The organism is Nocardia sp. NPDC005745, assembly GCF_040630775.1.
In the GTDB taxonomy this organism is placed as follows: domain Bacteria; phylum Actinomycetota; class Actinomycetes; order Mycobacteriales; family Mycobacteriaceae; genus Nocardia.
Genome location: NZ_JBEXYF010000047.1, coordinates 1 through 26,533, shown reverse-complemented (window position 1 = coordinate 26,533; position 26,533 = coordinate 1). Strand labels below are relative to the sequence as shown.

At 69.7% G+C, this 26,533-nt stretch carries 26 protein-coding genes; 20 read left to right on the top strand and 6 right to left on the bottom strand.

Annotation, left to right across the window (positions count from 1 at the left end):
• Nucleotides 1-151: 151 nt before the first annotated feature.
• On the bottom strand, nt 152-1,129 hold the full coding sequence (locus ABZ420_RS32940; protein WP_357131202.1) for an ROK family protein: 978 nt from the start codon (nt 1,127-1,129) through the stop codon (nt 152-154).
• A 316-nt stretch (nt 1,130-1,445) separates the two neighbouring features.
• A complete protein-coding gene (locus ABZ420_RS32935) occupies nt 1,446-2,354 on the bottom strand; it encodes a sugar isomerase (RefSeq protein ID WP_357131199.1) in 909 nt (302 codons plus the stop codon).
• A 159-nt stretch (nt 2,355-2,513) separates the two neighbouring features.
• On the opposite strand from ABZ420_RS32935, the gene ABZ420_RS32930 reads away from it, so the two are divergent.
• The 5 genes from ABZ420_RS32930 (at nt 2,514) to ABZ420_RS32910 (ending at nt 7,249) form a co-directional block, all read left to right on the top strand.
• Nucleotides 2,514-3,764, top strand: a complete 1,251-nt coding sequence (locus tag ABZ420_RS32930) for an extracellular solute-binding protein (protein ID WP_357131197.1) — start codon at nt 2,514-2,516, stop codon at nt 3,762-3,764.
• A 1-nt stretch (nt 3,765) separates the two neighbouring features.
• Nucleotides 3,766-4,647 (top strand): sugar ABC transporter permease, encoded by an 882-nt coding sequence (locus ABZ420_RS32925; protein ID WP_357131194.1) that lies wholly within the window; start codon nt 3,766-3,768, stop codon nt 4,645-4,647.
• Nucleotides 4,644-5,519: a carbohydrate ABC transporter permease gene (locus ABZ420_RS32920; protein ID WP_357131191.1), complete on the top strand. Its 876-nt coding sequence runs from the start codon at nt 4,644-4,646 to the stop codon at nt 5,517-5,519. Before ABZ420_RS32925 ends, ABZ420_RS32920 begins: the two co-directional genes overlap by 4 nt.
• 92 nt (nt 5,520-5,611) lie before the next feature.
• Complete coding sequence (locus ABZ420_RS32915) at nt 5,612-6,349, top strand: TetR/AcrR family transcriptional regulator (RefSeq protein WP_357131188.1); 738 nt, start codon at nt 5,612-5,614, stop codon at nt 6,347-6,349.
• Between the two features lie 108 nt (nt 6,350-6,457).
• Nucleotides 6,458-7,249, top strand: coding sequence for a DeoR/GlpR family DNA-binding transcription regulator (locus ABZ420_RS32910; RefSeq protein WP_040870550.1), 792 nt, complete (start codon nt 6,458-6,460; stop codon nt 7,247-7,249).
• A 6-nt stretch (nt 7,250-7,255) separates the two neighbouring features.
• Here ABZ420_RS32910 and ABZ420_RS32905 read toward each other — a convergent pair whose 3' ends face one another.
• Nucleotides 7,256-7,945 carry a nicotinamide mononucleotide transporter family protein gene (locus ABZ420_RS32905; protein WP_357131185.1) on the bottom strand — a complete coding sequence of 230 codons (690 nt, stop codon included), beginning with the start codon at nt 7,943-7,945 and terminating at the stop codon, nt 7,256-7,258.
• Between the two features lie 155 nt (nt 7,946-8,100).
• Between ABZ420_RS32905 and ABZ420_RS32900 the strand changes: the two genes are divergently transcribed.
• The 4 genes from ABZ420_RS32900 (at nt 8,101) to ABZ420_RS32885 (ending at nt 11,675) form a co-directional block, all read left to right on the top strand.
• Nucleotides 8,101-8,904, top strand: coding sequence for an ABC transporter ATP-binding protein (locus ABZ420_RS32900; RefSeq protein WP_357131182.1), 804 nt, complete (start codon nt 8,101-8,103; stop codon nt 8,902-8,904).
• Between the two features lie 49 nt (nt 8,905-8,953).
• Nucleotides 8,954-9,700 (top strand): ABC transporter permease subunit, encoded by a 747-nt coding sequence (locus ABZ420_RS32895; RefSeq protein ID WP_357131180.1) that lies wholly within the window; start codon nt 8,954-8,956, stop codon nt 9,698-9,700.
• A complete protein-coding gene (locus ABZ420_RS32890) occupies nt 9,697-10,494 on the top strand; it encodes an ABC transporter permease subunit (RefSeq protein WP_357131177.1) in 798 nt (265 codons plus the stop codon). The genes ABZ420_RS32895 and ABZ420_RS32890 overlap by 4 nt, the downstream gene beginning before the upstream one ends.
• Nucleotides 10,495-10,586: 92 nt before the next feature.
• A complete protein-coding gene (locus tag ABZ420_RS32885; protein WP_357131175.1) occupies nt 10,587-11,675 on the top strand; it encodes an ABC transporter substrate-binding protein in 1,089 nt (362 codons plus the stop codon).
• On the opposite strand, the gene ABZ420_RS32880 is transcribed toward ABZ420_RS32885, so the two are convergent.
• Together ABZ420_RS32880 and ABZ420_RS32875 are read right to left on the bottom strand one after the other, a co-directional pair.
• A complete protein-coding gene (locus ABZ420_RS32880) occupies nt 11,676-12,707 on the bottom strand; it encodes an XdhC family protein (protein WP_357131172.1) in 1,032 nt (343 codons plus the stop codon).
• A 13-nt stretch (nt 12,708-12,720) separates the two neighbouring features.
• On the bottom strand, nt 12,721-13,317 hold the full coding sequence (locus tag ABZ420_RS32875; protein WP_357131169.1) for a nucleotidyltransferase family protein: 597 nt from the start codon (nt 13,315-13,317) through the stop codon (nt 12,721-12,723).
• A 137-nt stretch (nt 13,318-13,454) separates the two neighbouring features.
• Here ABZ420_RS32875 and uraD point away from each other — a divergent pair, with 137 nt between their 5' ends.
• From uraD to puuE, 9 genes are all read left to right on the top strand, one after another.
• Nucleotides 13,455-13,958 carry a 2-oxo-4-hydroxy-4-carboxy-5-ureidoimidazoline decarboxylase gene (uraD, locus tag ABZ420_RS32870; RefSeq protein WP_357131166.1) on the top strand — a complete coding sequence of 168 codons (504 nt, stop codon included), beginning with the start codon at nt 13,455-13,457 and terminating at the stop codon, nt 13,956-13,958.
• Nucleotides 13,959-14,034: 76 nt separating this feature from the next.
• Complete coding sequence (gene uraH, locus ABZ420_RS32865; protein ID WP_357131163.1) at nt 14,035-14,352, top strand: hydroxyisourate hydrolase; 318 nt, start codon at nt 14,035-14,037, stop codon at nt 14,350-14,352.
• 7 nt (nt 14,353-14,359) lie between these two features.
• Nucleotides 14,360-15,265, top strand: a complete 906-nt coding sequence (gene pucL / locus ABZ420_RS32860) for a factor-independent urate hydroxylase (RefSeq protein ID WP_357131161.1) — start codon at nt 14,360-14,362, stop codon at nt 15,263-15,265.
• Nucleotides 15,253-16,611, top strand: coding sequence for an 8-oxoguanine deaminase (locus ABZ420_RS32855; protein WP_357131158.1), 1,359 nt, complete (start codon nt 15,253-15,255; stop codon nt 16,609-16,611). Before pucL ends, ABZ420_RS32855 begins: the two co-directional genes overlap by 13 nt.
• Before the next feature lie 259 nt (nt 16,612-16,870).
• On the top strand, nt 16,871-17,713 hold the full coding sequence (locus ABZ420_RS32850) for an FAD binding domain-containing protein (protein WP_357131156.1): 843 nt from the start codon (nt 16,871-16,873) through the stop codon (nt 17,711-17,713).
• Nucleotides 17,713-20,520, top strand: a complete 2,808-nt coding sequence (locus tag ABZ420_RS32845) for a molybdopterin cofactor-binding domain-containing protein (protein WP_357131153.1) — start codon at nt 17,713-17,715, stop codon at nt 20,518-20,520. The genes ABZ420_RS32850 and ABZ420_RS32845 overlap by 1 nt, the downstream gene beginning before the upstream one ends.
• Complete coding sequence (locus tag ABZ420_RS32840) at nt 20,517-21,734, top strand: aldolase/citrate lyase family protein (protein ID WP_357131150.1); 1,218 nt, start codon at nt 20,517-20,519, stop codon at nt 21,732-21,734. Before ABZ420_RS32845 ends, ABZ420_RS32840 begins: the two co-directional genes overlap by 4 nt.
• 44 nt (nt 21,735-21,778) lie before the next feature.
• Nucleotides 21,779-22,750 (top strand): allantoicase, encoded by a 972-nt coding sequence (gene alc, locus ABZ420_RS32835; RefSeq protein ID WP_062968365.1) that lies wholly within the window; start codon nt 21,779-21,781, stop codon nt 22,748-22,750.
• On the top strand, nt 22,747-23,706 hold the full coding sequence (puuE, locus tag ABZ420_RS32830) for an allantoinase PuuE (RefSeq protein ID WP_357131147.1): 960 nt from the start codon (nt 22,747-22,749) through the stop codon (nt 23,704-23,706). The genes alc and puuE overlap by 4 nt, the downstream gene beginning before the upstream one ends.
• A gap of 75 nt (nt 23,707-23,781) precedes the next feature.
• Here puuE and ABZ420_RS32825 read toward each other — a convergent pair whose 3' ends face one another.
• Complete coding sequence (locus ABZ420_RS32825; RefSeq protein WP_357131145.1) at nt 23,782-24,222, bottom strand: helix-turn-helix domain-containing protein; 441 nt, start codon at nt 24,220-24,222, stop codon at nt 23,782-23,784.
• A 70-nt stretch (nt 24,223-24,292) separates the two neighbouring features.
• Between ABZ420_RS32825 and ABZ420_RS32820 the strand changes: the two genes are divergently transcribed.
• Both ABZ420_RS32820 and aceA read left to right on the top strand, forming a co-directional pair.
• Nucleotides 24,293-25,129 carry an alpha/beta fold hydrolase gene (locus ABZ420_RS32820; RefSeq protein WP_357131142.1) on the top strand — a complete coding sequence of 279 codons (837 nt, stop codon included), beginning with the start codon at nt 24,293-24,295 and terminating at the stop codon, nt 25,127-25,129.
• Nucleotides 25,130-25,558: 429 nt separating this feature from the next.
• On the top strand, nt 25,559-26,533 hold a 975-nt coding region (gene aceA / locus ABZ420_RS32815; RefSeq protein WP_357131139.1), incomplete at its 3' end, for an isocitrate lyase.

Sequence of the window (26,533 nt, the reverse complement as noted above, 5' to 3'; positions counted from 1 at the left end):
TCTGAGGAGTTGTCGCCATCTCGTCGACCGTCGTGAGTACGGACTGGACGTGGCCGGAGATCACGCTCGGCATCGGCCCGGCCGCCTCGGCGACGGGATCGACCAGGAAGGGGGTTGTGGGGTTCGCCGATGGTCGGCTTTCGGTGTGGCGTCATGTCAACGCTCCGCGTCGGGCGAAGAGGGCGGCGCCCGCGAGGCCCGCGCGAGCGCCGAACTCCCCGAGCACCACGCGGGGTGCGGGGACCAAGCGGAGCCGGTCGGACAGCGCGCGGTGCAGGGGTTCGGTGAGCGCCGCGCCGGCTCCGGCGACCCCGCCGCCGAGGACGATCAGTTCGGGGCAAGCCGCGTGCACGATGCCGACCAGCCCGTCGGCGAGCGCGTCGACCGCGTCCTCGACCACGGCGGCCGCGTCGGGATCGATGGACATCAGCGCGAAGACTTGCGCCGCGCCACCGATCTCGCGCCCCGTGCGCCGGGTGTAGGCCCGCGCGATGGCCGCGCCCGAGGCGACGGTCTCGACGCAACCGGTATTGCCGCACGGGCAGGGCAATCCGCCCACACGCCGCACCGGCACGTGCCCGTACTCGCCGACTTGTCCGTAGCCGCTGCGCACCAGCCGTCCGCCGACCGACAGCGTCCCGGAGATGCCCGTGCCGAGAATGACGACGCACACGTTCTCGTAACCCTGCCCGGCGCCGTACCGCCATTCCGCCCAACCGGCCACGGCCACATCGTGTTCGATGAGTGTCGGCACGCCCCAGCGCTCGGCGAAGCGGTCGCCCACGTGCACGTCCCGCCAGCCGACATTGCTGCTGAACACCGCGACCGATCGGGCGGTGTCCACGATGCCGGGCAGTACGACAGCCGCCCGGCGCACCCGGCGGCGGTCGGCTTCCGGCAGTTCGGCCAGCAACCGCTCGCCCAACTCGCTCATCGCGTCGAAGGCAGCCGGACCGTGCGGCGTGGCGACCGTGCCCACGGCCAGTGCCGTGCCCCCGGCATCGGTGACCTCGCCTTTGATGGTTGTGCCGCCGACGTCCAATCCGAGGACGAGCGCGTCGTCGGGCAGGTCGGCCGCTGTGCCCGCGATGGACTCGCCCGCCGACGTCCGCGGCTGATCGGTACCCATTCTCGGCACAGTAGTTCGTGCCGCCTCCCGCGCCGGTGCACACGCGGTCTGCGACGACGTCGTGCCATGGTGCGGGGACTCGGTTGCGGTTCCCGAGCCGGTGCTTCGAAGCGATTTCCGCGCGGATGCGGGCGCGGCGTGAGGTGGCGCGCCGACGGTGAGGTGCGCGGCGGTGCGCGCGGTCGCGAGCGGCTGGAGCATGGCGACGACGGACCCCACGGTCCGTAGCGAGGGAGGGCGGGCCCGGTTTCGCGAGGATGTGTCCGGCACCCGCGCGACGAAGGGGACCCCGCCGACGTTCACCGCTCGCCCTCGCTCATGACTTCAGGACCACCGAGCGATTCAGGCCGCGCGGGTGGTCGGGGTCGAGTCCGAGGTCGGCGGAGCGCAGGAGGCAGAGCCGGTGTACTCGGACCAGGTCCGCCATCGGGTCGATGTCGCGGTGTTCCAGATGGGCGCCGGTGGCGGTGACGTCGGCGGCGAAGCCGGGCTCCAGCGCTCCGAAGGCCCAGACCGCGCGGCCGGGTGCGGATATGGCGATCGGGCCGTGGCGGTACTCGGTCGCCGGATACGCCTCCGTCCAGGACTGGCAGGATTCGCGCAGCTTGAGCGCCGCCTCGTCGGCGATGGCCGCCGCGAATCCCATGCCGACGAAGCTGATCTGCTCGGCGCCGCGCACCCCGGCCAGCGATTCGGCGGGATCCTCGGCGAGCACCGCCCGAGCTTGGGCGATCACCGGCGCCAGGTTCTCGCCCAGATGGCTGCGCAGGACGGCGAGGGCGGTCGTCGCGAAACGCGTCTGCACCACCGACCGCTCATCGACCTGGTCGATCAGGATCGGGTCACCCAGTTCGAGGACGGGTGTGCCGGGACTGGAGCAGATCACCGCCCGGGGGATGTGCGCCGGGATCTCCCGCATGGCGCGCACCACCTCGGTGGTCGTGCCGGAACGGCAGATCACCAGGTAGCGGTCGTAGTCGCGAGCGCGGACCGCGCTGGCGGGCCAGGCGTCGGTGGCGCCGGCGCCCGCCCCCTCGCGTAGTTCCGCGATCGCACGTGACATGAAATACGAAGTGCCGCAACCGATCACCGCGACGCGCTCGCCCGGCCTCGGCAGCGCGGCGTGATGATCGGCGGCGATGGTCGCGGCGTGCGTCCAGTCGTCCGGCTGGGTGGCCACCTCGGTGGCCAGATGCGGCTGCGGCGTGCGGGCAGGCGTAGGCACCAGAACAGCCTCATCCTTGTGATCGTTTATGTCAAATTTACGATCAAATCGGTCACATATGATCACGATCCGGGCTAGATTGACGTGCACGGACCGTGCGTCCTCCCATCATCGGCGCCTGGGCTGGCGCCGGGTGGGTAAATCTGAAAGGTTCTGCTCGTGAAAAGACCATTTCGTCGCGTGCTTGCCGGAGTCGCGATGGTCACCGGCGTCGCGCTGACCCTCTCGTCCTGCGGGTTCGGTTCCAAAGACGCCGCGGACTCCGCCACCACGATCAATTTCCTCGCCCCCTCCTACAGCGACGGCGCCACCGGCACCAAGGCGCTGTGGGACGGCATCATCGCCGAATTCCAGAAGCAGAACCCGGGCGTCACCGTCAACTTGCAGATGGAGTCGTGGAACTCGATCAACGACGTGGTGCGCACCAAGCTCCAGTCGCCGTCGACCACTCCGGACCTGCTGAACATCGACGCCTACGCCAGCTTCGCGGGCGACGGTCTGCTCTACCCAGCCGCCGACATCGTCTCCGCGCCGGTGCTGGCCGACATCCAACCGGCTTTCGCCCAGAACGCGGCACTCGACGGCACGCAGTACGCGCTGCCGCTGTTCGCCTCCACCCGCACCCTGTTCTACAACGCCGAATTGTTCGAAAAGGCGGCCATCGCCCGGCCCCCGAAAACCTGGGCCGAGCTGACCGACGCTGCGAAGAAGATCCAGGCGCTCGGCGGCGGCGTCTCCGGGTACGGGCTTCCGCTGGGCAGCGAGGAGGCGCAGGGCGAGACGTCCATCTGGACCTTCGGCGCGGGCGGCTCCTGGGCCGACGGCGACCGGATCACCGTGGACACCCCGGAGAACCTGGAGGGCGTGCGGGCCATGCGTGACCTCATCGATGCCGGTGCGACCCAACCGAATCCGGGCGCGACCGACCGCAAGGACGTGATCAACGCCTTCATCCAGGGCAAGATCGGCATGATCGAGGCCCTGCCGCCCACGATCGGCCAGATCCTCGCGAAGAACCCCGGCCTGCGCTACGCGACCGCGCCCTCGCCGACCAAGACCGGCACGCCGGTGACGCTCGGGGTGGCCGATCACCTGATGGCGTTCAAGAAGGACGGCGCCAAGGCCGAGTCGATCAAGAAGTTCCTCGACTTCTTCTACTCGGCCGCGGTGTACGCGGACTTCGTCAAGCACGAGGGCTTCATCCCGATCACCCGCAGCGCCGCGACCGCGCTCGCCGAAGACCCGGTGACCAAGGCGTTCGCGGCCACGCTTCCGGTCGCGCGGTTCTATCCGAGCAACAATCCGAAATGGGCCGCGGCGCAAGGCGCCATCCGTCAGCAGATGGGCACCATCGGGCAGGGCGCGGACCCGGCTCAGGTCCTGCGCCGGATCCAGGAAGCCGCGAACTGACGTGCGGCGCAGAGGAATAGCGGCGGCATTGCCGTGGATCGGGCCTTCGCTGGTCCTGATCGCGGCCGTCGTCGCCTTCCCCGCCTGCTACATGGTGTGGACCAGCACCAGGGACCTCAGCGCCTACGGCCAGGACCGCGGCAACGCCGGACTGGCCAACTACCGGACCCTGTTCGGGATCTCCGAACTCGGCTCGGTGCTGGCTCACACGGTGGTCTGGGTGGTCGGCGTCGTGCTGATCACCCTGGTGCTGTCCGCGGCGCTGGCCCAGTTCCTGAACAAGGATTTCCCCGGACGCACCGCGGTGCGGATGGCGATCCTGGTGCCGTGGGCGGCGTCGGTGGTGATGACGACGACGATCTTCTACTACATGCTCGACCCGGACGTCGGCATCGCGAACCGGTTCCTGGTCGACATCGGGCTGCTCGACCGCGGTTACGGTTTCACCAAGCAGCCGACGCAGGCGTTCCTGGTGGCGATGGGCGTGGCGGTGTTCGTCTCCGTGCCGTTCACGACCTACACGATTCTGGCCGGGCTCCAGTCGATTCCGGCGGAGATCGACGAGGCGGGGCGGGTCGACGGCGCGGGCGCGTGGCAGCGCTACCGCTACCTCACCCTGCCGCAGCTGCGTCCGGCGATCGCGGTGGCGACCATCATCAACATCATCAACGTGTTCAACTCGCTGCCGATCCTGCAAGTGATCACCGGCAGCATCGCCGGGTTCTCGGCGGACACCACCACGACGCTCACCTTCAAGCTGATCCGGCAGAACCAGCAGATCGACACCGCCGCGGCGATGAGCGTGCTGAACTTCGCGCTGATCATCGCCGTCATCGCGATCTACGTTCGGCTGGTACGCCCGACCCGGGAGATCGACCGATGACGGGGCGCGCCGAGGCCATCGAGCAGGCGGGCCCGGCGGAGACCCGCGCCGGACGACGCCGCTGGGAGCTCACCGCGGTCGGGGCGATACTCGCCGTGGTGTTCCTGCTGCCATTCGTCGTGATGGTGCTCGGTTCACTGAAGAGCAGAGCCGAGATCCTGCGCATCCCGCCGACGTACCTGCCGCAGTCCTGGCATCCGGACAACTACGCGACGATGTGGGACACCCCGGAGACGCCGTTACCGTTCAACCTGGCCAGCACGATCATCATCGCGGTCTGCGCCACGGCGCTGGTGCTGGCCGTGGCGATACCGGCGGGGTACTACACGGCGCGGCACCGATTTCCAGGGCGCGCGGTGTTTCTCGGCGTGGTGCTGGTGACCCAGATGTTGCAGCCGACGGTGCTGGTCACCGGGTTGATCCGGGAGTTCTTCGCGCTCGGCATCAACGACACCTGGCTGGCGATGATCCTGGTGAACGCGGCGTTCAACCTGTCGTTCGCGGTGTGGATCCTGCACAGTTTCTTCGCCGCGATCCCGGTGGAGATCGAGGAGGCCGCGATGCTCGACGGACTCGGCCGCACGCAGACGCTGCTGCGGGTGAGCCTGCCGCTGGTCTGGCCCGGCGTCGTCACGGCGACGATCTTCGTGGTGGTGGCGTGCTGGAACGAATTCGCCGCCAGCCTGGTCGTGCTGACCACGCCGGAGAACCAGCCGCTGTCGGTGGCGCTGACCAAGTTCGTCGGCCAGTACGACACGGCCTGGCAGTACGTGTTCGCGATCTCCACCGTCGGCATCATTCCGGTGGTGCTGCTGTTCGCGCTCATCGAGAAGCGTCTGGTGGCGGGACTGACCGCGGGCGGCGTGAAATAGCGTGCGAGCGCAGGACCGCCCGGACGACGGAATCGCCACGGCACCAGCGCTCGACGCGCTGGGGGAAGGTAGCCGCGCGGTAGCATCTAACGGTGACACGGCGGGATCACGGACCCAAGGATGGTCGCAGCTACGGCGGGCTGTCCAAGGAACAGCGGGTTGCCCGACGGCAGACCCGCCTGATCGACGCCGCCCTCGAACTATTCGGCACCCAGGGTTACGCGGCCACCTCGATCGAACGGCTCTGCGCCCTGGCGAACGTCTCCACGCGCAGTTTCTACGAGGACATGGGCAGCAGGGAGGCTCTGCTCATCGCCTTGGCGAATCGCATCACCTCCCGTGCGCTGGAATACGCGCTCGCGGCCCTTGCGGCGACCGAGAACGAGCCCTTGCCCGTACGCGTGGTGGCGAGTTTCCGGGCGTACCTGGGTGTCACGTGTGCCGATGCCCGGTGCGCGCGAGTGTGTTATGTCGAAGTGGTCGGCGTGAGCGCCGCGGTGGAGGAGTGGCGCAGGCAGCAGCGTCGCTTGCTGTCGGCGTTGCTGATCAGCGAGGCCGAGCGCGCCGTCGGCCGCGGCGAGACCGGCCCGCGACGTTTCGATCTCTTCGCGCTGGCCGTGATCGGCGCGGTCACCTCGCTCGCCCAGGAATTGGTGCAGAGTACGGAGCCGGAGGCGACGGTGAGCCTGGACGAGATCTGCGCGGAGATCGCCTACTTCGTGAATTCCGGTCTCTCCGGCACGCGGGTCGATCCGCCGACGGAAGACGGGGCCGGACGAATTCCCCTCGCGCGGCAGGAGCGGCCCATAGTCGAGGCCGATGTGTCCTGAGCCGGTCCGCCTCGGTCGCGGGGGATCGCTCCGGGCACGCGCGTGTGGTCATATTGTTCGCGTGCTCGCCGAAACAGCAGGTTTCCCGCGCGACGGGGGCGGTGTGAGATGACCGGACCGACGGATCGTCCGCAACGATGGAACCGATTGCTGGAACTGCTCGCCGAATCAGGGCGGCTCTCGGTGGAGGAGGCCGCCGATCGGCTCGGCGTATCCGCCGCGACGGTGCGCCGGGACTTCACCGCGCTCGCCGAACAACAGCTGGCCACCAGGACGCATGGCGGCGTGGTGGCGACCACGGTGGCCTACGACCTGCCCGCGCGGTACCGGCAGAGTGCGGGCGAGGCCAAGCAGCGCATCGCCGAACACGCGGCGTCCCTGGTCGATCCGCACGCGGTGGTGGGGATGAACGGCGGCACCACCACCACGGCGGTGGCCAGGGCGCTGGCCGGGCGCACGGATCTCGGGTCGGCCGGGGACGAGCGGCTGACGCTGGTCACCAACGCGCTGAACATCGCGGGGGAGATGGTGCTGCGGCCGCATATGCGCACGATCGTCCTCGGCGGGGTGGCCCGGCGGGAGTCTTACGAATTGCACGGGCCGCTGGCCGAACGGGCGCTGGCCGAATTGCGGCTCGACGAACTCGTGCTCGGCGTGAACGCGATCTCCGTCGCGGGCGGCGCCCAGTGCAGGCATATCGACGAGGCCGGCGTGACCACCGAGATGGTGCGGCGTTCCGGCCGGGTGATGGTGGTGGCCACCGGGGAAAAGCTCGAGCGCACGGCGCTGGCCCGCATCTGCGGCATCGAGCAGGTGCAGGTGCTGGTCACCGACACCGACGCGAATCCGGCGGCGGTGGAGACGATCCGCGCGGCGGGCGTGCGGGTCGACGTGGTGTAGGCGGATCTAGTTCGCGGTGGCCGGCGCCTGCGGCCGCGAAACCTCGGCGGCGGGGCGGATGCCGCGCCGCCAGACCAGGAACCCCCAGGCCACGAAGCCCGCGTAGACCAGATACAGGGCGGCCGACGGGTAATAGCCCGCCCGCACCAGCAGCGGAATGCCGACCAGGTCTACCGCGATCCAGATCAACCAGAATTCGGCCAGCCCCCGGGCCATGCCGTAGGTGGCGAGCACCGAGCCGGTGAAGATCCACGCCTCGGCCCACGGGCCGTACGAATCCAGCCACGCGAAGAGCTGCGCGAACACCGCCGTGCCCGCGAGCATCGCCGCCACCAGGGCGACCCGCTCGCGCCCGCCCGCCCAGCGCGGGTCGACGCCGCGGTGTTCGAGCCCGGTCTCGCGCGCCGCGTGCCGGTGCCAGCTCCACCAGCCGTAGACGCTGACCGCGACGAACATCAGCTGACGTCCGGCCTGCCCGGCCATATTCAGTTGCTGCGGGGTGTGGAAAACCCCGCCCACGAATACGGTGAACAGCAGCGCGTTCCCGGCGATGCCGACCGGCCAGGCCCACACTCGACGCCGCATGCCGCCGATCGCGGAGGCCAAGCCGAAACCGTTGCCGATCACTTCGCGCCAGAGGATCTCCGAGCCCGCGATATGCAGCTTGGCGTCGAGCAGCGTGGGGATCGGGTTCACCTGTCGTGTAACCCGCGGAGGGGCGTATCTCATCCGATCGGCTCGCCCCGATTCGAAATCCAGCCCGCCGCGCTCGGTGCGGACCGTAACGATCGCGCAATCCGGCGACGCGATTCGCAATGTCCGTGCAATGAGGTGCTCTTATCGTGGCCGTCATGAGCACGGAGAGCGGTACCGCCGGGGGGACCGGAATTCATCTCAGCGGATTGACCAAGACCTTCCGGGTCGGGCGGAAAACCGTGCAGGCGTTGGCGAGCGTCGATCTGCACACCGAGCAGGGCACGTTCCTGTCGCTGCTCGGCCCGTCCGGCTGCGGCAAGTCGACGGTGCTGCGCATTCTCGCCGGCCTGGAGTCGCCGACCACGGGCACGGCGCTGATCGATGGCATGACGCCCGCGCAACTGCGCGGCAGGCACGGGCTCGGCATCGCGTTCCAGGATTCGGCGCTGTTGCCGTGGCGGTCGGTGGCCTCGAATATCGCGCTGCCATTGCAGGTCGCGGGGATCAAGCCGGAGCAGGGGCAGATCGATGACCTGATCCGCCTGGTCGGACTGGACGGCTTCGAGAAGGCCAAGCCCGCGCAGCTGTCGGGCGGTATGCGCCAGCGCGTCTCGATCGCGCGAGCGCTGGTGGTGAAGCCGACCGTGCTGCTGCTGGACGAACCGTTCGGGGCGCTCGACGACATGACCAGGCAGCGGCTCAATCTGGAGTTGCTGCGGATCTGGACCGAGAAGCCCGCGACGACGCTGATGGTCACCCACGGCATCGCGGAGGCGGTGTTCCTGTCCGATGTGGTGGCCGTGCTGAGCCCGCGGCCGGGGCGGGTGCTGGAGCTGGTCGAGATCGATCTGCCGCGCCCCCGGCTGCCGGAGATGATGCGGACACCGGAGTTCCACAAGCTGCACGACTACCTGTCGGAACTGCTGTTCGGGAAGTCGGGAAAGGGAGGAGTCGCGTGAACGCACCGCAACCGCTCGTGCGCCGCATCAGTCGAACGGGTGGTGCGGCATGAAGCGCTTCGCAGGCGTGCTCGGCGTACTCGGACTGGTCGCGGTGTGGTGGGCTCTCGCGGTGCTCGAGGTCGCGGGTGGCACCATACCCAGTCCCTGGCGGGTGCTGCACACCATGTACACCGACGGGTGGGACCTGTACGGCCCCAATTTCCGGATCACCGCGCTCGGGGCGTTGCAGGGATTCGTCTGGGGCAACGGCCTGGCCATCGCGCTGGCCGTCCTGATCGTGCTGGTCCCGCCGATCGAGTCGCTGGCCACCCAGCTGGCGATCCTGAGCTACTGCACGCCGCTGCTCGCGCTGGGCCCGATCATCCTGGTGGTCTTCGGAGGACGCACCCCGACGGTGTTCCTCGCCGCGATGTACTGCTTCTTCACCACGATGGTCGGCACCGTCGCCGGGTTGCGCTCGGCCGACCGGACCAGCCTGGACCTGGTGCGCGCCTACGGTGGCGGGCGCTGGCAGCAGCTGTACCGGGTGCAGGCGATCTCGGCGCTGCCGAGCACGTTCGCGGCGTTGAAGATCGCCGCGCCGTCGGCCGTGCTCGGCGCGATCATCGGCGAATACCTCGGCGGCGTGGACAGCGGAATCGGGGTGGCGCTGACCGCGGCGCAGACCTCCTACAACGTGCCACGCACCTGGGGCATGGCGCTGGCAGCCGCGGCGCTGGCCGGACTCGGCTACGCGCTGGTGGCGCTGGCCGCCCGGCTGGCGGCGCCCTGGACCGGGCGGGAGGCGCGATGAACCTGCTGCGACGGATCGGGATCTTCCTGCTCCCGCTGGGCACCTCGCTGTTGCTGATGCTGGCGATCTGGTACGTCTTCCTCAGGGCGTTCCCGCAGGTCGGCCCGCGGGTCGGCAAGACGCCCGGCGATATCTGGACCTACTTGGTGACGGCGCCCAACGCCGCCACCGCGCGGCAGGCGATCCTGGACGACTTGCAGATCACGTTGCGCGACGCGGCCATCGGGTTCGGTGCGGGGATGCTCGCCGCGCTGGTGGTCGCGGCGCTGTTCGTGTCGTTCGCCGCGGTGGAGCAGACCTTCCTCCCGGTGGCCATGCTGCTGCGCTCGGTGCCGCTGGTGGCGCTCACGCCGATCATCGTGCTGGTGTTCGGCCGCGGCCTCGCCGGGGTCGCGGCGCTCGCCGCGATCGTGGTGTTCTTCCCCGCCTTGGTCATGATCACGGCGGGGTTGCGGGCCGCGCCGCGGCAGGCGCTGGAGCTGGTGGCCGCGTACGGCGGTTCCCGCTGGACCGGGTTGCGCATGGTGGCCGTGCCCGCGGCGCTGCCTTCGGTGTTCGCCGCGGCGCGGATCTCGGTGCCGGGCGCGCTGATCGGCGCGTTGCTGGGGGAGTGGCTCGGTAGCGGCACCGGCCTGGGCGCCGGCCTGATCCGGGCGATCCCGACGTTCCAGTACAGCAAGTTGTGGGCCTCGATCGTCATCGTCACGCTGGTCTCGGTGGTGCTCTACGCGATCGTCGGCGTCGTCGAGAACCTTGTGCTCGCGAGGTTCGGACCGGATGCGGGACGACTCTGACCGAACGACCCCGCCCCGGCGAAGTACAGGCGAATTCTCGCTCGGAACGCCAAAGTAAAGAAAATGAAACGCGCTGCACCTAGATTCGGCCCATGACACCCGCGCAACGCTCCACGTTCGGGCACCTGAACCGACGCTCGTTTCTCCGATACTCCGCGTTCGCCGGCGCCGCGCTCGGCGGTGTGGGGGCGCTGGCCGCCTGCGGCGGGAATTCCGGCGGCTCGTCGGGCGGCACCACCGAGGACGGGTCGAAATACGGTAGCGTCGCGGTGCAGCTGTCCTGGCTGAAGAACATCGAATTCGCTGGCGAATACTTCGCCGACTCGAAAGGCTATTTCAAGGAAGCCGGTTTCGGCTCGGTCGACCTCGTCGCGGGCGGCGCGGCCAGCACGTCGGTGGAGGCCGGATTGGATACCGGGAAGGTGTGGCTGGGACTGTCCGCGCCGCAGACCACCGCACCGGCGATTCTGGAGGGGCTGCCCGCCAAGATCGTCGCCACCACCTATCAGAAGAATCCGTTCGCGATCGTGTCCGCCGCCGCGAAACCGATCAGGTCGCCCCAGGACATGAAGGGCCGCAAGATCGGTGTGCAGGACACCAACCAGCTGATCTTCAACGCGCTGCTCACCGCCAACGGGCTGAAGCCCGGCGATGTCACCGTCGTACCCGCGCAATACGATCCGACCCCGCTGGCCAACGGTGAGGTCGACGGATGGGTCAGCTACGTGACCAATGAGCCGATCACGCTGGCGGCGAAAGGCTTCCAGAACACGCACTTCTTGTTCGCGGACTTCGATCTGCCGCTGGTCGCGGAGACACTCACGGTCGCGCAGTCCACCATCGACAAGGAGCGCGACAAGCTGAAGGCGTTCCTGGCCGCCGAGATCAAGGGCTGGAAGGACGCGGTGGCCGACCCGGCCGAATCGGCCCGGCTCGCGGTCGAGGTGTACGGCAAGGATCAGAAGCTCGATCTCGCCGAGCAGACGAAAGAGGCGAGCGCTCAGAACGAGCTGGTGGTCTCGGCGGACACGGCCGCCAATGGTCTGCTCTCGATGACCGACGCGCTGATCGAGCAGAATATCGCCGCGCTGCGCGCCGCGAAGATAGATATCAAGGCCGCCCAGCTGTTCGACCTGTCCGTACTGCGCGAAGTGTATGCCGAGAACCCCGGCTTGAAATGATCAGATTCCCACAGCGGTCCTCGACGGGATAGGGAACTCGCCGCTGTACGGGTCGGCCGCTCGCACCGGTTGGGCGGCGCGGGCGGCCAGCAGTTCGGCGGCGATCGCCACGGCCATCTCGGGGGCGGTGCGCGCGCCGATGTCCAATCCGGCGGGCGAGTGCAGCCGTGCGAGCGTCTCCGTGCCGAAACCGCCCGCCTGCAGGTCCTCGATCCGCCGGATGTGCACCTGGCGGGAGCCCATCGCGCCGAGATACCCGAGCTCGGGTAGTCGTAGCGCTACGGTGAGCAGCGGGATGTCGAACGTGGGATCGTGCGATAGCACGACTATCGCTGTGCTGCTGTCGATCTCACCGGCCGCGGACAACGTGTTGAGATAGCGGTGCGGCCAGTCGACCACCACTTCGGCGCCGGGAAACGATTCCGGCGTAGCGAAATTGGGGCGCGAGTCGCAGATCGTCACCCGGTAACCGAGCAACCCGGCCTGCACGGTGAGGGCGGCGGCGAAGGAATTGGCGCCGAAGATGAGCAGGCGCGGTGGCGGGGCGAACGAGGCGACGAAGACGTCCGAATCCGGTAGCGCGACCAGTTCGGTGGCGTGTTTCTTGTCGGTGATCAGGTGCTGGCCGATCAGGTCGGAATCGGAGTTCCAGACCACCGTGAAGACGGTGACCCTGCGGTGCGCCGCGATCTCGGCGGCGACATCCGGGAACTCCGGGAAGTGTCTTCGCGAGAACGGCTCGGTGAAGACGTCCATCATCGCCTCACCGTTCCCGCCCGCCTCCAGGCCGCTTGCCACGCCGAAGCGGTGCATCGCGCGACGGCCGGTGCGCGCCGCCTGGAGCACCGCCTCGTACGCGATCTCCTCCAGCCCGTTCGCGGCCACCGACCCGTAGACGCCCCCGTCGGGACCGACCAGCATCGCCGAGCCCACCGGTAACGGGGCGGCGCCCACGGTGCGCACGATGGTGCCGAGTCCACCGGTCCGGCCCGAGTGCCACACCCGCAACAGGTCGTCGACGATGTCCCGCATCAGCTAGCTCCGATCACCGTGCGGTCGTGGCCGGGAAGTCACGATCGACGCCCGTCGCCAAATCGTCGCACGTGACGCACACCATATCGTTTCTGCCGGTCAAATAGGTGCGGGCGCCGGAATCTCCTGCTGCCGACCCACAAACCGCATTCCAGTGCTTGTGGGCTATAACAACGGGGTGTCCCGGTGTGTTGTGGAACACAGCGCGAGCCAGGCCGCTGGGCGACGCCAGCGCGGCGGCGAGCACCCGGGCGACCACGTCGGCGCCGACATCGGGGGTGTCCACCGGCATGATCGCGGCGTAGCGCGCGGGAGTGCCCGCCGCGGCGATCAGGCCCGCCCGCAGCGATGCGCTCATACCGGTTGCCCAGTCCGCGGCCCACACGTGCCGCACGCCCGGCGGCAGATCGACGATTCGCGGCGTCGGGCCGGTCGCGCCGAGAACCACGATGACCGGATCGCAGCCACCGTCGCGCAGCGCGGTGACGGTCGCCCGCAGCCAGGCGCCGTCCTCGGCGAGCACCTTGGGTTTTCCGTAGCGGGTGCCTGCGCCCGCGGCGAGCACGACGCCGGCGCAGGGCGCGACGGCGGGACGATCAGGGTCGGCCATGGCTAAACGGTAATACCGCGCGGTCTGCGCCGCATGAGGTCAAGCCGGTGCCGGGAAGCGCTTCCGCGAGCGACACGCCGAAGGTGATCCATCCCTTTCCGGTGGCGGCTCACGGGGTCTTATCCGATGCTGGTCCGATGACGGATCGGCGACCCGGAATCGCGGCGTTCGACGCGCTGGCCGGCGACGCGGCCTACCGGGCGGTGCTCGGTTGCTGCTCGTCGCCGGGCTTCGCGCGGTCGCTGGTCGCGGGCCGTCCGTACCGCAGCGTCGAGGCGCTGCTCGGCGCGGCGGACGAGGTGCTGGCCGGGCTGCCGGAGTCCGAACTCGACCTGGCCTTGGCGGGGCATCCGAGGATCGGGGAGCGGCCGCATTCCGAGGCTTCGGCGCGGGAGCAGGCCGGGGTGTCGGGAGCCGCCGACGCGGTACGCGCGGCGCTCGCCGAGGGCAACCGCGCTTACGAGGAACGGTTCGGGCATATCTATCTGGTGTGCGCGAGCGGAAAGTCGGGCGAGGAGCTGCTCGCGCTGCTCACTGCCCGGCTGCGCAATGATCCCGAAACCGAAAGGCGAGTCGTGCGAACAGAATTGGGCAAGATCAACCGGATCCGGCTGCGCGCGCTGCTGGCGGAGCGGTCGTGAGTGGGCGTAGCGAGCGAACGGTCGGCACAGCCACCTTCGTGGTCATGGCGCAGCCGCGTGCTTGCGAGACGCGGTCATGAGCACGCTGAGCACGCACGTGCTGGACGCGGTGCGCGGCGCACCCGCCGCGGGCGTCACCGTGACGTTGCATCAGGGGGACCGGCAGCTCGATTCGGGCGAAACGGATGTCGATGGACGGATCGGAGCACTGGGGGAAGCGCTCGAACCCGGAACCTATCGGCTGGTGTTCGATACCGGCGCCTACTTCGCGCGGCGGGAGGTCGAAGCCTTCTATCCCGAGGTGAGCATCGCGTTCGCCGTGACAGAGGAGCGGCACTATCACGTCCCACTGTTGTTGTCGCCCTTCGCGTTTTCCACCTATCGAGGGAGCTGAGCCGAGCATGGAACTGACCGGGCCGATCGTGCTGACCGACCACCGATACGGCAAGGCGGAGAACCGGATCGTCCGGATCCACCGGCAGACCGCACGTCATGAGATCCGCGACGTGAACGTGTCCACGGTGCTGCGCGGCGACTTCGCCGACGCGTACGTCGCGGGCGATCAGGCGAAGGTGCTGCCCACCGACTCACAGAAGCAGACCGCGTACGCCTTCGCGAAGCAGCCGGGATTGCGGGCCATCGAGGACTACGCGCTCGCGCTGGCCGACCATTTCGTCGCCGAGATCGAACCGGTGCGCAGCGCGCGCGTCGAGGTCGACGAATACGCCTGGCGGCGCGTCTCGGTCGGCGGCGTGGAGCACGACCACACCTGGGTGCGGCAAGGCCCCGAAGTGCGCACCGCGGCGGTCACCGTGGCCGGAAGCGGCGACGAGCGGCGGGCCTGGGTGGTGGGCGGGGTGAAGGACCTGACCATCCTGAAGTCGACCGGGTCGGAGTTCGCGGACTTCCTCACCGACGACTTCACCGTGCTCGCGCCGACCCACGATCGGATGCTGGCCACCGCACTGATCGCCGAGTGGCGGTTCACCGACAGCGCGGGCGTCGACTGGGACGAGGTCTACACCGGCGTGCGGGCGCGGTTGGTGGAGACCTTCGCGACGCTGCACTCGAAGGCCATGCAACAGACGCTGTTCGAGATGGGCAGGGCCGCGCTGACCGCGTACCCGGTGCTGGCCGAGATCCGGCTCGCGGCGCCGAACAAGCATCACTTCGACTACGACCTGGGCCGCTTCGGTATCGAGAACCGCGGCGAGGTGTACCACGCCGACGACCGGCCCTACGGGCTGATCCACGCCACCGTGGCGCGCGCCGACGCGCCGGAAGCGGGGCCCGCGTGGACCAGGTGACCGTCATCGCGGACTGCGCCGTCGCGACGGTCGACGCGCACGGCACCGAGCACGCCCGCGGCCACGTCGTCGTGCGCGGCAACCGGATCGACGCGGTCGGCGCAGGGGACCCGCCGGAAATCCCGGATGCTCGGCGCATCGACGGGCGCGGCTGCCTGCTGACCCCCGGGCTGGTGAACACCCACCACCACCTCTATCAATGGATCACCCGCGGCCTGGCCACCGACCACACGCTGTTCGAATGGCTGACCACGCTCTACCCCGTCTGGGCGGGTATCGACGAGGACGCGGTGCGTGTGGCGGCCACGGGTGCGCTCGCGGCCCTCGCGCGCACCGGATGCACCACCACCACCGATCACCACTACGTGTTCCCGCGCGACGGCGGTGACCCGCTCGCGGCCGAGATCACCGCGGCGGCGCAGGTGGGCCTGCGGTTCCACCCCTGTCGCGGCTCGATGGATCTAGGGGTGAGCGCGGGCGGGTTGCCGCCCGACCACTTGGTGGAGAGCCTGGACGACATCCTCACCGCGAGCGCGGCGGCCATCGCGCGCTGGCACGACCCGTCATTCGATGCCATGCTGCGGATCGCGCTGGCGCCGTGCTCGCCGTTCTCGGTCACGGCGGACCTGCTGCGCGAATCGGCGGGGCTGGCCCGCGCCACCGGCGTCCGGCTGCACACCCACCTCGCCGAGACCCTCGACGAACAGGATTATTGCGCCGAGACTTTCGGCTGCACGCCCGCGCAGTACATGGAGCGGCTCGGCTGGTTCGGTTCGGATGTCTGGTACGCGCACGGCGTCCACCTCGACGACGACGCGATCGGCGCCATGGCGGCAACCGGCACCGGCGTGGCGCATTGCCCCACGTCGAACGCGCGGCTCGGCGCGGGCGTCGCCCGCACCGCCGACCTGGTGCGCGCGGGCGTCCCGGTGGGTCTCGGCGTCGACGGGGCGGCGAGCAACGAGGCCGGTTCGATGATCGAGGAGCCGCGCCACGCGTTGCTGTGGGCGCGCAACCGCGGCGGCCCGCGTGCGATGACCGTGCGCATCGCACTGGAACTGGCCACCATGGGCGGCGCGCGAGTGCTGGGCCGGGCCGCCGAGATCGGCTCGATCGAGGTGGGCAAGCTGGCGGACCTGGCGTTGTGGCGCCTGGACACGGCCGCGCACGCCGGAATCGAGGATCCGGTGACCGCGCTGGTGCTCGGCTCGGCCCCGCCGCTGGTCGCGCTGCTGGTGAACGGACGCGAGGTGGTGCGCGACGGCGAGGTGCGCACGGTGGACACGGATGCGGTCGCGGGCGAGGTGGCGCGGGCGCAGGCGGCGTTGGTCGCGAAAGCGGGGTGATCGCACCGCGGATGTGGGCGAGGTGTCGTGCCTGGTCAGGCGGGACGAGCAATACTGAACCAGGGTCGGCTCCGGCGCCCGTCGAGGCGGGTGGAGCTGTGGTGGCGTGGACGGCACGCCCGCTCGGCAGGGGTGGTTCCCGGCCGCGGGTGGCCGTCGTGCGGCGAGGTAACGGCCGCGCAATCTGGCGGGCGTCGCAGGCAATATGGCGGCAACCGACTGGCTCTACGGTGACGGAGAGGCAGGAACGAGGTGAGACGTGGACCTGGACACGATCCGCGAGGTGGTGATCGCCCGCGAGCGGGAAGACCTGGCCGTGCTCGGCGCTTCGACCGCGGTGCTCGCCGGAGGGACGTTCCTGTTCTCCGAGCCGCAGGATCGGCTGGTGCGCCTGGTCGACATCACCGGCCTGGGGTGGCCCGCGTTCGAGATCGGGGACGACGGACTGGAGATCGCCGCGACCTGCACCCTGGCCGAGTTCGCCGGGGCCGCGCCGGGACGTGAGCTGGGCATGCCGGTGTTGCACGACCCGTGGCCGGGGACCGCGCTGTTCGCCCGGTCCTGCCGGGCGCTGCTGGCCTCGCACAAGATCTGGCGCACCGCCACCGTCGGGGGCAACGTCTGCCTCGCGCTGCCCGCGGGCGCGGTGCTCGGCGCGCTGGTCGCGCTGGACGGGACGGCGGTGGTGTGGACGACGGACGGCGCCGATCGGTGTATCCCGTTGCGCGAGTTCGTCCTCGGTCCTGGACGCACGGTGCTGCGGGCCGGTGAGGTGCTGCGCTCGATCCGCTTGCCGCGGTCGAGTCTGCTGGCACGCACCAGCTTCCGGAAGATCGCGCTCGCTCCGCTCGGCCGGTCCGGCGCCGTGGTGATGGGGCGGCGGGAGCGGGACGGCCGCAGCGCGGTCACCATCACCGCCGCCACCACCAGGCCCGTGGTCCTGGATTTCGCCGCACCGCCCACCGACGGTGCGATACGCGACGCGCTGGGCACGATAGATCCCGCGCTGTGGTTCGACGATCCGCACGGTTCGCCGGAGTGGCGCGGGCACGTCGCGGGGGTGCTCGCCCGCGAGGTCGCCGCGGAATTGCGGGAATACTGATGCGGTTCGAGGTGGACGGCAGGACCGTCGACATCACGGCGCGGCCGGGCCAGTGCCTGCGGACGGTGCTGCGCGAGAGCGGCACCCTCGCGGTGAAGAAGGGGTGTGACACCGGCGATTGCGGGGCCTGCTCGGTGCTCGTCGACGGAATGACGGTGCACTCCTGCGTCTTTCCCGCTTATCGTGCCGCCGGACGGTCCGTCACCACCGCCGCCGGGCTCGGAACGCCAGAGCACCCGCACCCCGTGCAGCGCCGGTTCGTCGACAACGCCGCGTTCCAATGTGGTTTCTGCACCGCCGGCATGGTGGTCACGGCCGCGGGGCTGGGGTGTGGGGACGACGAGCGGGTCGCCGTGCCGGGCGACGAACTCGCCGAATTGATGAAGGGAAATCTCTGCCGCTGCACGGGCTACCGCGCCATCCGCGCGGCGCTGGGCGAGCCGCTCGATCCCGGCGACCCTACTTCCCGCACGTCCGATCGAACCGCGACGACCACCGCGGGCGCTGGAGCCGGAGTCGGCGCGTTGGCCGGGCCGCGCATCGTCTCCGGGAGTGAGCCGTTCACGCTGGATCTGCCGCGGTCCGGCTCCCCCGCGCAGGACCGGCCGCAAACGGGCGATGCCGCCACCGCGCCGCCGACCGCCCCGCTGCACATCGCCGTGTCGACCAGCCCGTATTCCCACGCGCGCATCCGCTCGATCGAAACCGCCGCCGCCGAGACACTGCCCGGCGTGCACGCCGTATTGACGTATGCCGACGCACCGGACGTGCCGTTCTCCACCGCACGGCACGAACTGCGCACCGACGATCCCGACGACACCTACGTGCTCGACCGGACCGTTCGGTTCGTGGGGCAGCGGGTGGCCGCGGTGGTGGCCGACAGCGTCGCGATCGCCCGGGAGGCCTGCCGTCTGCTGGAGGTCGATTACGAGGTCCTGCCCGCGGTATTCGATCCGCGCGACGCGCTGCGCGCCGAGGCGCCGAAACTACACGGGGACAAACCGGCTTCGGCCCGGATCGCCGATCCCGGCCGCAACCTCGTCGCCGAACTGCACGGCGAGGTGGGCGACGTCGCGGCGGGACTGGCCGGCGCGGCCCACGTCGTGCGCGGCGTCTGGCATTCGCCGCGTGGGCAGCACGTGCACCTGGAGACGCACGGTGGGGTCGGCTGGCTGGACGACGCCGGGCGGCTCGTCATCCGGTGCAGCACTCAGGTCCCGTTCCTGGTCCGGGATGAACTGTGCCGCTTGTTCGGGCTGTCGCCCGCGCGGGTGCGGGTGTTCGCGGCCAGGGTCGGCGGCGGATTCGGCGCGAAACAGGAAATGCTGGCCGAGGACCTGATCGCGCTGGCCGTGCTGCGGACCGGCAGGCCGGTGCAGTACGAGTTCACCCGCGCCGACGAGTTCACCTCGGCGACCTGCCGCCACCCGATGCGAGTCGAGGTGACGGCCGGCGCCGACGCCGACGGCGTGCTCACCGCCTTGGCCGTCGACGTGCTCGCCGACACCGGCGCCTACGGCAATCACAGCGGCGGGGTGATGTATCACGGCGTCGGCGAGTCGGTGGAGCTGTACCGCTGCGCCAACAAACGGGTCGACGCGCGAGCGGTGTACACCAACAATGTCCCTTCCGGCGCGTTCCGCGGTTACGGTCTCGGCCAAGTGATCTTCGCGGTGGAGTCGGCGTTGGACGAGCTCGCGCACGCGCTCGGCATGGACCCGTTCGAACTACGCCGCCGCAACGTGGTGGTGCCCGGCGACCTGTTCGTCGGCGCCGCGGTGAACGAGAGCGACCTGATGTTCGGCAGCTACGGTCTGGACCAGTGCCTCGACCTCGCCGAACGGGCGCTGCTGCGCGGCAACGACGTGCACGCGCCCGGCCCGCAGTGGCGGGTGGGCACCGGCATGGCCGCCGCGATGATCGCGACCGTCCCGCCCCGGGGCCACCGGTCGACGGCGACGGCCTCGCTGCTGCCCGACGGCCGCTACGAGATCAGGGTCGGCACGGCGGAATTCGGCAACGGCACCACGACGGTGCACGCGCAGCTCGCGGCCACCGCGCTGGACACCGAGGTCACCCGCATCGTGATCCGGCAGGCCGACACCGATCTGGTGGAGTACGACACCGGCGCGTTCGGCTCCACCGGCATCGTGGTCGCGGGCAAGGTGGTGTACGAGGCGGCGTGCGCGTTGCGCGGGCTCATGCTGGCCAGGGCGGTCGAACTGACGGGAGTTCCGGAGCGGGACTGCGTGCTCGGCACCGGAGGCTTGTACTGCGCGGACCGGCTGCTCACCGCGGCCGAACTGCTGAGCGGCGGCGATCTCACCGCGCACGCCGAGCACGGGGGCAGCCCACGGTCGGTGAGTTTCAACGTGCACGCCTTCCGCGTCGCCGTGCACCCCGGCACCGGAGCGGTGCGCATCCTCCAGTCGATCCAGACCGCAGACGCGGGCACCGTGCTCAATCCGGTGCAGTGCCGTGGGCAGGTCGAGGGCGGTGCGGCGCAGGCCGTCGGCACGGCGCTGTACGAGGACATGCGCAGTGCGGACGGAGTGGTGGGCGCACAGACCCTGCGGCACTACCACGTGCCGCAATTCGCCGACGTGCCGCGCACGGAGGTCTACTTCGCCCGGACTTCCGACGCGCTCGGCCCGCTGGGCGCCAAGTCGATGAGTGAGTCGCCGTACAACCCGGTCGCCCCCGCGCTGGCCAACGCGATCCGCGATGCGGTCGGTGTGCGGCTGTACCGGCTGCCGATGACCGCGGACCGGGTATGGGCCGCGCTGCGGGAGAAGGGATCACGATGACGAAGGTGCCGGAGAACGTACGGGGGCGGATCGAGTCGATGCTCGACGCGGTCGATGCCGAGCTGCGCCGCAGGTATCCCGGATCGAACGGCCGCTCGCAACCGATCCACACCGTGTACGTCCCGGCCGACCGGGTCGCCGAGGAGACTCCCGCGGAGTGGGGCGCGGCCGCGGTCGGACTGCTCGACCGTCACCACGATCTGCTGACCACGCTCGACGCCACCGGCTCGCTGCCCGACGTGCGCAAACGGCTGGAAGCGGACCCGGTCCAGGATCTGCGCATCGACTTCGAGGACGGCTACGGCCTGCGCGCCGACGCCGAGGAGGACCGCGCGGCCACGGCGGCGGGTGCGGTGCTCGCGGCCTGGGCGCGGCGCTCCGGAGGCCCGGCGAACAGCGGCATCCGGATGAAGGGCTTGGGCGGCGGCGAGCGTCGTCGTGCGCTGCGCACGCTGGACCTCGTGTTGGAGGGCGTGGGAGGTGTGCCCGCGGGCTTCGTCTTCACGGTGCCGAAAATTCGAGCGGTGCAACAGGTTTCGGCGTTGGTACAGCTCTGTGTCGGGCTGGAGCGCGCGTACGGCATCGCCGAGGGCAGCCTGCGTTTCGAACTACAGATCGAGAGCCCGCAGGCGATCCTGGCGGCAGATGGCACCGTCCCCGTGGCCGCCATGCTCACCCTCTCCGAAGGTCGTTGCACCGCATTGCATTTCGGTACCTACGACTACACCGCGGCACTCGGCGTCGCCGCGCCGGACCAAGCGCTCGACCACCCGGCCGCCGATTACGCCAAGGCGGTCATGCAGGTCGCGGCCGCACAGACCGGGGCGTGGGTGTGCGACGGTTCCACCCAGGTCGTGCCCGACGCCGACCCTGAGGTCGCGCTGCGCAACCATCACCGCCTGGTCGCCCGGTCGTTGCGGCGGGGGTACTACCAAGGCTGGGACATGCATCCGGGTCACCTGGTCACACGCTGGCTGGCCACCTACGACTTCTTCCGCCAGGCGATCGATGTCGCGGTGCCGCGCCTGCGCGACTATCTGGCCCGGCGCGGCGGCGACATCGTCGACGAGCCCGCCACCGCGGAAGCGCTGGCCGCCACCGTGCTGCGCGGCATCGAGTGCGGCGCCCGCCCGGACGCGGGGGCGGCGGAGCTCACCGAGACGGTCCTGCGCGCGCTGGCGGCCCGCGCGCCGATCCCGACGGAGGCGACGTGATCGGCCATCCGAACGGTGCGGTCCCGGAAGACACAGGAGACGCGATGCGGGGCGACGACGAAGAGATCACGCTGTTGCCGGATCTGGCGGTCCGGCCGCTCGGCGGCTCGGTGATCTGGGCGAACGACGAGTTCTTCGCCGAGAAGGAAAATCTGATCAGCCCCGGTCCCGCGCAGTACCGGCCGTCCAGCTTCGGCCACAAAGGCCAGATCTACGACGGCTGGGAGACCCGCAGGCACCGCGGTCGGCCCGGTGACGACTCCGCGATCGTGCGGCTCGGCGTGCCGGGCGTGATCCGCGGGATCGTCGTGGACACGGCGTGGTTCAAGGGCAACTACCCACCCGCCGTCTCGGTGTCGGCGCTGGAGATCGAGGACTACCCGCCCGCGGAGACCATTGCCGCGCGCGATGATTGGGTGCTGCTGGTCGATCGCTCTCCGGTGACGGGCGACAGCCGCAACCTGTTCGCGGTCGATAACGAGAAGCGCTGGACGCACGTGAGACTCACCATGCATCCCGACGGCGGTGTGGCCAGGCTGCGGGTGCACGGCGAGGGGCGGCCCGATCCGCGCCTGCTCGGACTCGGCCCGCTGGATCTGGCCGCGCTGGAGAACGGCGCGCTGGTGCTGGACTGCTCCAACCGCTTCTACAGCTCGCCCAATCAGTTGCTGTACCCCGGCCGGGCCCGGTCCATGGGCGAGGGTTGGGAGACCGCCCGCCGCCGGGACGACGGCAACGACTGGGTGCGCATCCGCCTGGCCGGACCGGGACTGATCCGGCTCGCCGAACTCGACACCTCCTACTTCCTCGGCAACAGCCCGGGCGCTGCCCGGCTCACCGGCCGCACCAACGACGGCACCGAGCTGGAGTTGTTGCCACGCACCGCCTTGCAACCCGACACCAGGCACCGGTTCCCGATCGCGCCGATGGCCGCGTCCGTGGAAGAGGTGCGCCTGGACATCTACCCGGACGGCGGGCTGGCACGGCTGCGCCTGTACGGCGAGCTCGGCGCATGAGCGTGCGGAAGTCGATACCGCGCGTCGCGCCCGCCGCAGCCGAGCGTCGTCCGGCGAGGGATTTCGTCGGTTACGGCCCGAATCCGCCGGACCCGCGATGGCCGGGCGCGGCGCGGATCGCGGTCCAATTCGTGCTCAACTACGAAGAGGGCGGGGAGAACAACGTCCTCGACGGTGACGAACACTCCGAGACGTTCCTATCGGAGATGACGCCCGCCGAAGCGTTTCCGAACCGCCATATGAGCATGGAGTCGCTCTACGAATACGGTTCCCGCGCCGGGCTGTGGCGGGTGCTGCGCGTCTTCGAACGGCGCGGGCTGCCGCTGACGATCTTCGCGGTCGCGCGCGCCGCGCAACGCAATCCCGAAGCGGTGGCGGCCTTCCGGGAACTGGGCCACGAGATCGCCTGCCATGGTCTGCGCTGGAAGTCCTATCAGCTCACCGATCGCGACACCGAACGGGCGCAGATGGCCGAGGCGGTGCGCGTACTGACCGACCTGACCGGCGCGGCGCCGCTGGGCTGGTACACCGGCCGCGATTCGCCGCACACCAGGGAATTGGTCGTCGAGCACGGCGGTTTCCGCTACGACGCGGACTCCTACGCCGACGACCTGCCCTATTGGGTGCGCGTTCACGGCCGCGACCACTTGGTGGTGCCCTACACGCTGGACACCAACGACATGCGCTTCGCCTCACCCGCGGGCTTCCCCACCGGCGAGCAGTTCTTCGCCCACGTGCGCGACGCCTTCGACGTCCTCTACCGCGAAGGCGCCGAGGGCAGCCCGAAAATGCTCTCCATCGGCCTGCACTGCCGACTCATCGGCCGCCCCGCCCGCACCGCCGCCCTCGAACGCCTACTCGACCACATCCAGTCCAACGACCAGGTCTGGATCACCCGCCGCATCGACATCGCCGACCACTGGCACGCGACCCACCCCCCACCCGCCTCCCCCTGACCCGATCTTCTACCCCGACGAGTGGCACATGGCTGTGGCGGAACGCGAGTAGGGCTCTCGCTGATGTGCCACTCGTCAGGCGAGGGGGCGGCGTTCGCGGGGGCGTAGGTGGCGGGTGAGTGTGGCGAGCGCGTCGAGCACCTCGCGCACGGCGGCGGGGTCGTCGTCGGCCAGCGCTGCTGCGACCGCGTCGTCCACGGGTGTTGCTCGCACTTCGGCGACTCGTGGTGAAGCCTCCGGGGCCGCGCGGACCAGGGTGCGGCGGCGGTCGCGTGGGTCGACAGTGGAGGTGATCGAGCCGGCCTCTTTGAGGCGGGCCACCGCCGTGGACACCGCGCTCTGGGGAAGACCGGTGCGGTTGGCGATCTCGCCGACGGTGCTGTCGGGGTGTTCGAGGATGTCGCTCGAAACGACGAGCACGGGTCGGTGGCCACCGCCGAGTCCCGCTGTCGGCAAGGCGTCCTCGCCGATCTTCATCAGCGCCCGGCCCAAGAGGAACAGTTCGACTCCGTCCACAAGGGGACAGTACATCAATATAGATGTATCAATCTTGATGTATCGGATTTGATGGATTACCGTAGGTGGCATGAGCACGATTTCCACCGGCACCCTCGAGGTCTCCGGAGTCGACCTGTACTACGAAGTTCGCGGCAACGGTCCGATGTTGCTGATCGGGCAGAGCGGGGAGGGGGACGCGCGGCGCAGCGAGGATCTGGTCGCGCACCTCGAGCGGCGCTTCACCGTCGTCACCTACGACCGACGCGGACTGTCGCGCAGTGTGCTGCGTGATCCCCTCGGGCCCACCTCGGTGGCGACGCACGCCGACGACGTGTTCCGCCTGCTCGCGGCGTTGACCGACGAGCCGGTGCGCATGCTCGGTTGCAGCATGGGAGCGGCCATCGGCCTGCACCTCGCGGTTCGGCATCCGGATCGGCTGCACACCCTGATCGCGCACGAGCCCGTCACGCCGTGGCTGCTCGCCGCCGCCGACCGCGCCGATCAGCTCGCTGAACTCGAAGACTGCCAGCGAGTCTTCGCCGAGCACGGCTGGCAAGCGGCACTCGCGCCGATGGTGCGGACGCTGGGGATAGATCCGCGGAACCAGGATCGGGAACCCGGCGTCACCACGCCTCCGCTCGGACCGGAGCGCGCCGCGAACTTCGAGTACTTCCTCGAGCACGACTTCACCGCGATCCGCGCCGACCATCTCGATGTCGCGCCGCTGCGGCAGTCGTCGGTGCGCATCGTTCCGGCCTGCGGGCGCACCACACCCCGGCAAGTTTTCGACTACAAGGCCGCGCAGGAACTCGCGGCCCTGTGTGGCGAGCCGGTGGTGGAATTCCCCGGCGGGCACAACGGGAACCTGACCCACCCGGCCGCGTACGCCGCCAAGGTATGTGAGGTCCTCGGGGTGCCGGAGTAGGGATTCGGCGCGCTCGGGCGGCCCTCCGCACGTTCGGCCCGCCCGTCGACGGGTGGCGTGGCCCACACGAAAGGCACCCGCCAGGACTTGTGAAGGTGCTCACAGTGTGGAATGCCGACCCCTGGCGAGCGGGGCCGCCCGCCGATCGCTAACAGTACAAGCGTTACGCTAAAACCGCACGTCAGCGCTACCGGCCAGTAGATTGCACCTTTGCAATTCGGTGGCAAATTTTGCAGAGTTAGCAAAGGCGTTGGAAAACCTAGCTGAGATTCACACTAACAACAGGTAGACGCCCATTTCTTCGTGTGCCATCGTGTGGAAGTACACCCCAAGGGCCTAGCAAGCCTGCAAATTGCCGCTCCAGCAGTACGAGCTGCCTCGTAGCTCGGGACCGGGCGGCATGGACCGAACGAAGAAGTGGAGTCACAGATGTCGACCACCGGCACCCCGAGGACCGCCGCGGAAATCCAGCAGGATTGGGACACCAACCCCCGCTGGAAGGGCGTCACCCGTAACTACACCGCGGAGCAGGTGTCGAAGCTCCAGGGCACCGTCGTCGAGGAGGCCACCCTCGCCCGCCGCGGTTCGGAGATCCTCTGGGATCTCGTCAACAACGAGGACTACATCAACTCCCTCGGCGCTCTCACCGGCAACCAGGCGGTCCAGCAGGTCCGCGCCGGCCTGAAGGCCATCTACCTGTCGGGTTGGCAGGTCGCCGGTGACGCGAACCTGTCCGGCCACACCTACCCCGACCAGTCGCTGTACCCGGCCAACTCGGTTCCGTCCGTGGTCCGCCGCATCAACAACGCGCTGCTGCGCGCCGACGAGATCGCCAAGGTCGAGGGCGACACCTCCGTCTCCAACTGGCTGGCGCCGATCGTCGCCGACGCCGAGGCCGGCTTCGGTGGCGCGCTGAACGCCTACGAGCTGCAGAAGGCCATGATCGCCGCCGGCGCCGCCGGTGTGCACTGGGAAGACCAGCTGGCCTCCGAGAAGAAGTGCGGCCACCTGGGCGGCAAGGTGCTGATCCCGACCCAGCAGCACATCCGCACCCTGACCTCCGCGCGTCTGGCCGCCGACGTCGCCGACGTGCCGTCGGTGATCATCGCCCGCACCGACGCCGAGGCCGCCACCCTGATCACCTCGGACGTGGACGAGCGCGACCGTGAGTTCCTGGACGGCACCCGCACCCCCGAGGGCTTCTTCGGTGTGAAGAACGGCATCGAGCCCTGCATCGCGCGTGCCAAGGCCTACGCCCCCTACGCCGACCTCATCTGGATGGAGACCGGCGTGCCGGACCTCGAGGTCGCGCCCGAAATCAAGTTACCGATGAGTACACATTCGGCACACAGGCCTAATCCATATGAGACATTCTCCACATTGCATCCCGTGACGACACCGCTA